The organism is Actinacidiphila rubida (genome assembly GCF_900110255.1).
Lineage (GTDB): Bacteria > Actinomycetota > Actinomycetes > Streptomycetales > Streptomycetaceae > Actinacidiphila > Actinacidiphila rubida.
In genome coordinates this window covers 23,099-32,340 of record NZ_FODD01000063.1, presented here as the reverse complement: position 1 = coordinate 32,340, position 9,242 = coordinate 23,099, and the positions used below count along the sequence as shown (strand labels likewise).

The 9,242-nt window shown below is 71.9% G+C and carries 9 protein-coding genes; 4 read left to right on the top strand and 5 right to left on the bottom strand.

Features of this window, described 5'->3' with window-relative positions:
• Positions 1-409: 409 nt before the first annotated feature.
• Positions 410-1,528, bottom strand: coding sequence for a Gfo/Idh/MocA family protein (locus BMW99_RS36215; RefSeq protein WP_177226146.1), 1,119 nt, complete (start codon positions 1,526-1,528; stop codon positions 410-412).
• 259 nt (positions 1,529-1,787) lie between these two features.
• Here BMW99_RS36215 and BMW99_RS36210 point away from each other — a divergent pair, with 259 nt between their 5' ends.
• Both BMW99_RS36210 and BMW99_RS36205 read left to right on the top strand, forming a co-directional pair.
• A complete protein-coding gene (locus tag BMW99_RS36210) occupies positions 1,788-2,795 on the top strand; it encodes a helix-turn-helix transcriptional regulator (RefSeq protein WP_069465218.1) in 1,008 nt (335 codons plus the stop codon).
• A 177-nt stretch (positions 2,796-2,972) separates the two neighbouring features.
• Positions 2,973-3,206 (top strand): hypothetical protein, encoded by a 234-nt coding sequence (locus BMW99_RS36205; protein WP_075018279.1) that lies wholly within the window; start codon positions 2,973-2,975, stop codon positions 3,204-3,206.
• 144 nt (positions 3,207-3,350) lie between these two features.
• Here BMW99_RS36205 and BMW99_RS36200 read toward each other — a convergent pair whose 3' ends face one another.
• The 3 genes from BMW99_RS36200 to BMW99_RS36190 form a co-directional block, all read right to left on the bottom strand.
• Positions 3,351-3,824, bottom strand: coding sequence for a hypothetical protein (locus tag BMW99_RS36200; protein ID WP_143080602.1), 474 nt, complete (start codon positions 3,822-3,824; stop codon positions 3,351-3,353).
• Positions 3,825-3,990: 166 nt separating this feature from the next.
• Positions 3,991-4,482 carry a glutathione peroxidase gene (locus tag BMW99_RS36195; RefSeq protein ID WP_069467329.1) on the bottom strand — a complete coding sequence of 164 codons (492 nt, stop codon included), beginning with the start codon at positions 4,480-4,482 and terminating at the stop codon, positions 3,991-3,993.
• Positions 4,483-4,516: 34 nt separating this feature from the next.
• Positions 4,517-5,170 carry a pentapeptide repeat-containing protein gene (locus tag BMW99_RS36190; RefSeq protein ID WP_069467330.1) on the bottom strand — a complete coding sequence of 218 codons (654 nt, stop codon included), beginning with the start codon at positions 5,168-5,170 and terminating at the stop codon, positions 4,517-4,519.
• A 129-nt stretch (positions 5,171-5,299) separates the two neighbouring features.
• On the opposite strand from BMW99_RS36190, the gene BMW99_RS36185 reads away from it, so the two are divergent.
• Positions 5,300-6,760 (top strand): FtsW/RodA/SpoVE family cell cycle protein, encoded by a 1,461-nt coding sequence (locus BMW99_RS36185; protein ID WP_079138731.1) that lies wholly within the window; start codon positions 5,300-5,302, stop codon positions 6,758-6,760.
• Positions 6,757-8,253, top strand: a complete 1,497-nt coding sequence (locus BMW99_RS36180; RefSeq protein ID WP_069465500.1) for a penicillin-binding transpeptidase domain-containing protein — start codon at positions 6,757-6,759, stop codon at positions 8,251-8,253. Before BMW99_RS36185 ends, BMW99_RS36180 begins: the two co-directional genes overlap by 4 nt.
• Here BMW99_RS36180 and BMW99_RS36175 read toward each other — a convergent pair.
• The gene (locus BMW99_RS36175; RefSeq protein WP_245791773.1) at positions 8,231-9,091 is read right to left on the bottom strand and encodes a polysaccharide deacetylase family protein; all 861 of its coding nucleotides are present in this window, start codon (positions 9,089-9,091) and stop codon (positions 8,231-8,233) included. The genes BMW99_RS36180 and BMW99_RS36175 overlap by 23 nt on opposite strands.
• Positions 9,092-9,242 lie beyond the last annotated feature (151 nt).

Sequence of the window (9,242 nt, the reverse complement as noted above, 5' to 3'; positions counted from 1 at the left end):
CCCGGGGGCCGCGCACATTTCTCTGCGGGGAGCACTTCCTCCCCACCCCCTCCCGCTTATCCACCGTGCGGCGGGGGACATGAGACACAGCCAACGCCCTCCAGCAGACGGGGACCGGCCGGAAGGGGACGATCCGGGTGTGTCCCCGCAGAGCTTTGCAAGGCCCCGGGTAAGTCCCGGGAAGAGTCGCCATGCAAAGCTCGAGGAGACACTCCCGGAGTGGCCCCTGACCCCACCCACGAACGTGCACCGCCAGGGGCGCGAGGTCCCCCAGCCTTCGGCCGGGAGGTGCCCCCAACGCGACAAGCCACGACGGCGCAGCAGACGGGCACGGTGCCCCGGGGGCACCCCGTAGACCGAGACCCCCACCGGCCGGTGCGCGGCCGACAAGCCCCGGGGGCCCCCGTGTTCAGGCGAGCCGAAGCGCGGCTTCGTACAGCACGCGCGTATCGCGGCGGACGTCCGCGAGGCCCGGGAGGGGCGGGCCCGCGTCGTGCCGGAGGCTGCCGGCCCAGGCGACGAGCTGGCGGCGGAACCCGGTGTGGCCGGGCTCCGCGGTGATGGTGCGCACCGTGCCGACGCTGCCGGCCGCGTCCCACGTCTCGACACGGAGCGTCGCGGACTCGTCACGGGCGTACGGCGACGGCAACGTGAGCGTGGCCACCGAGTCCTCCGCGGTGAACTCGAGCACCTCGCGGTAGCGCCGGTGCGCGGGCAGCCGCGCGTGGCCGGCGTCCACGACCAGGTCCTCGGTGGGACGCCACCGGCAGCTCACCGAGTCGCCACCCGCCCACCGGTCGGCGTGCAGCAGGGTGCCGTGCAGTCCGGGCCCGCCGTCGAGCACCGCGTGCACGATGTTGATCTGGTGCACCAGGGAGCCGCCGAGCCCGCGCGCGTACGCCTCGCGCTGCCCCTCGTCCGCGGCGGGTCCCAGCGCGCGTTCCAGCGCCTCGCGGGCCGGCGGCGGCTGCGGGCCGAAGGGCGGCGGGTCGTACGGCAGGAGGTGCGCGACCTGGTGCGGCGCGTTGGGGTCGTGGACGTCGACGGCGAGCCGCCGCCCGGCGGCCAGCCGGTCCCGGCAGTGCGCGACGAACAGCCCGACGACCGGATCGTGCCGTTTCATGTACGCGGCGGCGACGGGCACGCCGGCCGCCCGCTCCGCCGCGGCCAGCTCGTCGATCTCGGCCAGGTCCAGGCTCACGGGCTTCTCGCACAGCACGGGCAGACCGCGGGCCAGGCAGGCGAGCACCACCTCGCGGTGCGTCCACCACGGCGTGCAGACCAGGGCCGCGCGGGCGCCGGCCGCCACCGCGCGATCCAGGTCGCCGGCCACGACGATGTCCGGAAACCCCTCCTCGCGCAGCGCCGAGACCCGCTCCGGGGCGTCCTCGACGACCGCCACGAGCCGCAGAACGTTGCGAAGATCACGCAGTTCCCGCAGGTGGGCGGCGTGGGCGACCTTGCCCGCACCGACCAGCACCACAGGAAGCGGAGCCTCCTGATCCAGCCGGCCGCTCAGCGTCTTCACGCGTTCCGCACCTCCACCGCCCCGCCACCTGACCGCCGCTCCAGGCTTACCACCGCGCCGCCGACCGGAAGAAATCACCCGTCACGCTCGCGGTAATGGCGGAGGTGTTCGACGACGAAGGCGCCGCGTCGCCCGTTCATGAACGGAACCGTGCCGGCTCACCCGCTGGCACGTGGCCGCTCAGTTGCTAGAGTCGCCTCGGAACCGGGTCTCACCCGGGTCTGAAAGACAGGGCGCATGGTGGCGAAAGGGGGAACTCGTGGCCAATTCTGCTCGCAACAGGGGTCCGGATGCCGGGGAGATCGGGCTCGCTCTCTATCAGGTTTTGCGGAGCCACGGCTCCTCCGTCCCGGCGAAGGCCACGGCGGCCGCGGGGATGACGGAGGAGGAGGCCGCGCCCGGTTGGGCCGAGTTGGAGAGCCTGGGACTGATACGCCCCGGCCGCATGCCCGACGAGGTCGACCCCATCGAGCCGGACACCGCGCTGCTCGGCCTGCTGGCCAGGCAACGCGAGGAGATGCGTCACCAACGCGAGACGCTCAGCGGACTGCTCGACTCCGCCGAGTCCCTCATGGAGCGGTACCGGCCGACCGTCCTGCGGGAGACCGAGAAGATCGAGGTCCGGTTCGCCGGCAGTGACGAGCGGAAGCGGCAGACGCTCGCGGAATTCAACGCCTCCATCACCGGGCACACCAGCTCCATGCATCCCGGACCGCTGCCCTCCTCCGAAGTCCTCGCGCAATCCATTGTCGCGGACAAGGAATTGGTCGACCGTGGGATCAAGGTAAGGGCCATCTACGGCCAGAGCGTGGATTCCGCCCCTCGGCAACGCAAATACCTGGCGCAGCTTTCCGCCACCGGCGTAGAGGTCCGGCTGGCCCCGCAACTGCCTTTTGATCTGCTCCTCGCAGACAGCCACACCGCATTGGTGACGGCCAATCCAGAAATCCCCTCGGAAGCCATCATCGTGGTCCGTGGAACGGCCCTCATCCGCTCGTACGTCGCGCTCTTCGAGGACTGCTGGCTGCGCTCGGTGCCGTACTCGTCACAGGTCAACAGCACCGCGGAGCTGGAGGGCGAGCTGACCGAGCAGCACCGCACGACGATGCGATTGTTGGCGAACGGGCTGACAGACGAGCGGATCGCCCGCAAACTAGGTGTGTCTCTGCGCACCGTGAGTCGCCTGGTGTCTGAGATCATGAGGTACCTCCAGGCGGACAGCCGATTCCAGGCGGGTGTCCTTGCGGTAGCCCAGGGGTTGGTTTGAGCTGCGCATTCCCGCCATTGCGTATGTACGCACAAGTGGAACATGGCCGTCAGCTCTGAGCCTTTGCCATCCTTGGATCGAGTACGACTCTTACTGAGACATCCCCCCGAGTCTCCGATCCGAAGGACCACAATGTCGCGTTCCCGGCGCAAGATTGAGATAGCTGCGGTCGCAGCCATGGTCCTCGGCCTGTCGACGGCCGGCGTTGTCGCCACGATCGCGGACAGCGCATCGGCCGCCACCGCCGCAGACACCAGCCCGGACAACTGGGTGCCCAACGCCGAACCGGACAACTGGGTTCCCGCCGCCCCGGACAACTGGGTGCCCAACGCCGCCCCCGCGAACTGGGTGCCCAACGCCGAACCGGACAACTGGGTGCCCAACGCCGAACCGGCGAACTGGGTTCCGTAGTCCGCCCCTCTTCTCCTTGTCAGCGGTAGGGCCCGTGATGATTCACGGGCCCTACCGCTTCCTGTGGGGGGAAACCGGGGGCGGGGCTGGACACACGGCGCGCTCGGGGCGCTGGGGGACGGGAGCGGGGGACGTGGAGGTCGCTCAGGCGGCGTCGCACGAACCCGCGGGCACGGCGGCGCCCTCGGGGAGTGCGCGCGCCACCATGAGCGACCGCTGGAGCAGTGCGTCGATCTCCGTCGCCGCGTCGTCGGCCGCCGGATGAACGGCGAGCCAGCCGAGATGGCGCCGGAGGAAGGCTGCGAGGGCCGGCACCGTCCGTAGGGGGAGACGGACGGTGCGGCCCTCGACTATCAGATCGGCCCAGGAGGCGAGAGTGCCTCGAATAGCGGCGCGCGCCTCGACAGCCGGCCCGTTCAGGGGGATGCCGGGCCGGTCGATGCCGGTCACTCGGTCGCCGGAGTCCGGCGCCGGTACGAGCGCAACCTCCAACTCGCCGTATACCCGGGGAAGCAAGGCGAGTTGCCGATCCAACCGCTCCTGGCAAGGAACGCACAGGGCAGGGTCCGTGTCGACACAGAGGTGTCCGCTACGGAACTCGATCTCCTGCACTGCCACTGTCCCTTCCTCGTCGGGAGGCGGTAAGAAGAGCCTTCCAGGAAGGGGGTGATCCGGACAATGTCCCCCGACGGGCCGGATTCTGCCATGGCGCGTTCGCGCACGAAGGGGAGCCGCGCACGTGCGGAACCGCTGGTCACACGGAGACACAGATGCCCCGTGCGCGTCACGCGCCCAGCTGGGCCTCGATCGCCCCGGTGACCTCGGCGGCCTCCGGCTCGGTGCGCGGGCGGAACCGGCCGACGACCTGGCCGTCCGTGCCGACGAGGAACTTCTCGAAGTTCCAGGTGATGTCGCCGGCCTCGCCCGAGGCGTCGGGAACCTCGGTCAGCGCCGCGTACAGCGGGTGCCGGCCCGGCCCGTTGACCTCGATCTTCTCCAGCATCGGGAAGCTGACGCCGTAGGTGGCGGAGCAGAAGGTCTGGATCTCCTCCGCGCTGCCGGGCTCCTGCCCGCCGAACTGGTTGCAGGGGACGCCGAGGACGGTGAAGCCGCGGTCGGCGTAGCGCTTCTGCAGCCGCTCCAGGCCCTCGTACTGCGGGGTGAGGCCGCACTTGGAGGCGACGTTCACCACCAGCACGGCCTTGCCGCGGTGGTCGGCCAGCGAGGTCGCGGCGCCGTCCAGGGTGCGCAGGGGGATGTCGTACACAGTGCTCACGGGGTTCTCCTGAGGGTGGGGTCGGTGCGGGGGCTCAGCGGTCCTCGACGTCGATGCCGAGCGTGGCGGCCAGCGCGGGGGCCAGGTCCAGCAGCTGGGTGGAGCTGATGACCGCGCCGCGCAGGCTGTCGTAGCCGTCGGCGAGGTCGATGGCGACGGCTCCGCGCAGGTCGACCTTGGTCGCGGTGGCGCGGCCGAAGCGGGCCTGCTCCAGCCGGCTGCCGGGGAAGGTCACGCCGGACAGCGTGGCCTCGCCGAAGTCCACGTCCCGCAGGACGCAGTCCTCGAAGACCACGTCGTGCAGGGCGGCGCCGCGCAGGTTCACCGAGTCGAGCTTGCAGCGGCGCAGCACCACGCGTCGCAGCACCGCGCCGAAGGCCTCGACGCCGGCCAGCGAGCAGCCGGTGAGGGAGGAGTCCAGCCAGTCGGTCTCGGCGAGGGAGACGCCGGTGAAGCGGGTGCCGGAGGCCCAGAGGTCGTTGAAGCGGCTGCGCCGCAGGTCGGTGTCGTCGAAGACGCAGTCGGTGACGGCGGACTCCAGGAAGCGCGAGCCGTTGGCCGCCTGGCCGCCGGGGAACGCGAGCCCGTCGAAGTGGACCGTGTCGTAGTCGCCTTCGACGGCCAACGGGCCGGTGTGCGACTGCAGCAGGTCCGCGTACGGCAGGTCGGCGAGCTCTTCCGGAACCATCACACCGGTCACCCTACGTCCCTGCTGACGCCCTCCGGAGGGCCGGCTGCCGCCCACCGGAGGGACAGCAGCGGGCCGCATGGCGCACCTAGCGGACATAACGGTCACCGGTTGCTAGCGTGGCCGCCCATGAGCGCCCCGTCGGCGACCGCGCCCACCGCTCCTCCCCCGCCGGCCCCGCAGCGGTCCGCCCGCCGCGGGGTCGAGCTGTCGCTGATCGTCGCCGCCGTGCTGGTCTCGATGTACGGCTACGCCGAGGTCGGCCTGGCCAAGAACGGCGCCGTGCCGCCCGGCACCCTCGGCTACGGCGCGGGCCTGGCCGGCCTGGCCCTGCTCGCCCACGTCGCGGTGCGCACCTGCGCCGAGTACGCCGACCCGCTGCTGCTGCCGATCGCGGTGCTGCTCAACGGCATCGGCCTGGTGCTGATCTACCGGCTCGACCTGGAGCCGACGCTGGGCCCGCGGGCCGCGCCGGCCCAGCTGGTGTGGTCGGCGACCGGGGTGGCGCTGTTCATCATCGTGGTGCTGGCGCTCCGCGACCACCGGCTACTGGCCCGGTACGCGTACGTCAGCGTGACGCTGGCGCTGGTCCTGCTGGTGGCGCCGATCGCCTTCCCCGCGGTGAACGGCGCGAAGATCTGGGTGCGGTTCGCCGGATTCTCCCTCCAGCCGGGCGAGTTCGCGAAGGTGCTGCTCGCGGTGTTCTTCGCCGGGTACCTGTCGGCGAACCGGGCGGCTCTGGCGTACACCGGCCGCCGGGTGACGCGGCGGATGCAGCTGCCGACCGGGCGCGTGCTCGGCCCGGTGCTGGCGATCTGGATCATGAGCATGGGCGTGCTGGTCGTCGAGCGCGACCTGGGCACCTCGCTGCTGTTCTTCTGCCTGTTCGTGATCATGCTGTACGTGGCGACCGGCAGGACCGGCTGGATCGCGGTGGGGCTGCTGCTGGCCGGTCTCGGGGCCTTCGCCGCCGGGTCCCTGGAGCCGCACGTGCACACCCGCGTGCTGGACTGGCTGCACCCGTTCCGCACCATCGACGCCGGGCTCGGCCCCAGCCAGCTCGCACAGTCGCTGTTCGCCTTCGCCAACGGGGGTGCGCTGGGCACGGGACTGGGCCAGGGCTACTCGTACCTGATCGGCTTCGCCGCCAAGTCGGACTTCGTGCTGGCCACCGCAGGCGAGGAGTTCGGCCTGGTCGGGCTGTCGGCGCTGCTGCTGCTGTACGCGCTGCTGGTCAACCGCGGGTTCATGGCGGGGCTTTCGCTGCGCGACCCGTTCGGCCGGCTGCTGGCGACCGGACTGGCGTCGATCCTGGCGCTCCAGGTGTTCGTGATCGCCGGCGGCGTGATGGACCTGATCCCGCTGACCGGCATGGCGATGCCGTTCCTGGCGCAGGGCGGCTCCTCGGTGATCACCAACTGGATCATCGTGGCGGTGCTGATCAAGATCAGCGACCGGGCCCGGCGCCCGGAGCCCGCGGACGGCGGTGACCCCCGCGGCGCCGGTGGCGGTGCCGGGGCCGGCCGCCGCGCCGGGCTCGCGGCGGAACGCTCAGACAGCGCCGAGGAATCCGGGGAGGCCGCCGGATGAACCGCTGCATGCGTCACGCCGCCGTGTTCTGCGCCCTGCTGCTGACCGCCGTGCTGGTCAACACCGCCCGTGTCCAGGTGCTGCAGGCAGGCGAGTTCACCGGCAACCCGGCCAACCGCCGGATCGCGATCACGCGTTACCAGCAGCCGCGCGGCAACATCATGGTGGGCGACCGGCGGGTCACCGGATCGCGCTTCACCGGGGGCCAGTTGCGGTACGAGCGGACCTATCCGGAGGGCCCGCTGTACGCGCCGGTGACCGGTTTCGCGTCGCAGACCTACGGCGCCACGCTGCTGGAGGGCACCGAGGACGGCGTGCTGTCGGGCACCAGCGGCACGCTGGCGTCGGCTCCGCTGTGGCAGGAGCTGACCCGGGCCCGGCAGCGCGGCGGCGACGTGCACACCACCATCGAGCCGTCGGCGCAGCAAGCGGCGTTCGCGGGCCTGGCGGGACGGCGGGGCGCGGTGGCGGCCCTCGATCCGGCCACCGGCCGCATCCTGGCCTTGGTCTCGTCACCGTCGTACGACCCGTCGCTGCTGTCCGGCACGGGCACGGCGGTGGGCGCGGCGTGGAACCGGCTCACCCAGGACCCGGCGCAGCCGATGCTGGACCGGGCGATCCGGCAGACCTACCCGCCGGGTTCGACGTTCAAGGTGGTCACGGCGGCGGCGGCGCTCCAGCTGGGCCTGGTCAAGGACGTGATGGCGCCCACCGACTCCCCGGACCCGTACCGGCTGCAGGGCACCCTGGTGGACCTGACGAACGAGTCCGACGGGTGCCGGGACGCCAGCGTGTACGACGCGTTCCGGATCTCGTGCAACACGGTGTTCGCCAAGCTCGGCACCGATCTCGGGCCGCACGGGGTGGTCGACCAGGCGCAGCGTTTCGGCTTCAACGACACGCGGTTGCGGATCCCGGCGGGCGTGGCCAAGAGCACGGTGGACACCGCGATGGGCCCCGACCAGGTGGGCCTGTCCTCGATCGGGCAGTTCGACACCACGGCGACGCCGCTGCAGATGGCGATGGTGGCGGCGGCGGTCGGCAACGGGGGCCGGCTGATGCGCCCCTACCTGGTGGACCGGGTGACCAACCACAGCGGCATGACGGTCTCCACCACGCGTCCGTCGCTGCTGCACCAGGCCGTCAGCGGCGACACCGCCAGGCAGTTGCAGATGCTGATGGAGGCGGTGGTGACCGACGGCACCGGCGGCAACGCGGCGATCCCCGGCGTCGTCGTCGGCGGCAAGACCGGCACCGCGCAGCACGGCCTGGCCAACGTCGGCACCCCGTACGCCTGGTTCATCAGCTACGCGAAGCCGGCGACCGCGGACCACGCGACGGTGGCGGTGGCCGTGGTGGTGGAGGACGCGGAAGCGCAGCGGGCGGACATCTCCGGCGGCGGCAACGCGGCGCCGATCGCGAAGGCGGTCATGCAGGCGGTGCTGCGGTCCCCCGCGCCGACCGGTGAGTTCAGTCCACCTTCGGGAAACTGAACGCGTAGCCCTGCCCCTTGATCCAGGTGAGCGCCTGGTCGAGGGCGGCGACGGTCTGCGCGCGCTGGCCGCCGCCGTCGTGGAAGAGGATCGTCGGGCCGTTGTGGATCTCGCTCTTGACGGTGTTGACGATGACCTGGGTGCCGGGGCGGTCGAAGTCCTTGGTGTCCACGTTCCAGCCCAGCGGCCGCATGCCGTGCTGGGCGGCGAGCGCGCGGCTGGCGGGGGTGAACGCGCCGCCGGGCGCACGGTAGTAGGACACGCGGGCGCCGCCGGAGGCGGTCTCGATCATCTGCAGGGCGTCCATGATCTCGGACTTCTGGTAGGCGAACGGCTTGTGGTCCATGCCCGTGTCGTGGTGCACGGTGTGGTCGCACAGCCGGTGGCCCTCGGCGACGACCTGCCGCACCAGGTCGGGGTGGGCGGCGGCCTGCGGGCCGATCATGCAGAACACGGCGTGCACGTGGTGCTTCCTCAGCACGGCCAGGACCTTGGGGGTCCACACGGGGTCGGGGCCGTCGTCGATGGTGATGTTGACGGCCGGCCCGGATATCTCGGCGGCGTGCACGATGGTGTCGGGCACCGGCGGCGCGGCGGGGTGGGCCGGCGCGTGCGCGGAACCGCCGGACGCGGTGGGCCGCCCGGACGGGCCGCCGTCCTTCCCGGCCGGCACGCCCGGCAGATGGGGCACGCCGGCGTGCGCGGCCGCGGCCGGCGACCCCGGCGCGACGAGCGCGGTGGTCACCGCGGCGACGGCGATCACGGCGAACGCGGCGGCGGCCGCCGTCCACTGCGGTGCCGACCTGAGGCGTGCCAGCATTCCTCGACGTCCGGTCATGATGTGTTTCCCCGTCCCCGCCCTGATGGTCCCTGGGCCCCGCGCGCTGGTCGTTTCCGCGCCGGGCCGCGCAACGAAAGATGCCCGCCGCCACGGCGCGGTTCCGCACGGATCGCCGCGCGGACCTGCCGTTACAGGATCCGGACATCGG

What these genes read in the sequence shown, in the direction of transcription:
- BMW99_RS36205 (WP_075018279.1), top strand. Translation starts at nt 2,973, where the DNA reads ATGGTCCTCGGCCTGTCGACGGCCGGCGTTGTCGCCACGATCGCGGAC.
- BMW99_RS36190 (WP_069467330.1), bottom strand. Translation starts at nt 5,170, where the DNA reads ATGGTTCCGGAAGAGCTCGCCGACCTGCCGTACGCGGACCTGCTGCAG.
- BMW99_RS36185 (WP_079138731.1), top strand. Translation starts at nt 5,300, where the DNA reads ATGAGCGCCCCGTCGGCGACCGCGCCCACCGCTCCTCCCCCGCCGGCC.
- BMW99_RS36180 (WP_069465500.1), top strand. Translation starts at nt 6,757, where the DNA reads ATGAACCGCTGCATGCGTCACGCCGCCGTGTTCTGCGCCCTGCTGCTG.
- BMW99_RS36175 (WP_245791773.1), bottom strand. Translation starts at nt 9,091, where the DNA reads ATGACCGGACGTCGAGGAATGCTGGCACGCCTCAGGTCGGCACCGCAG.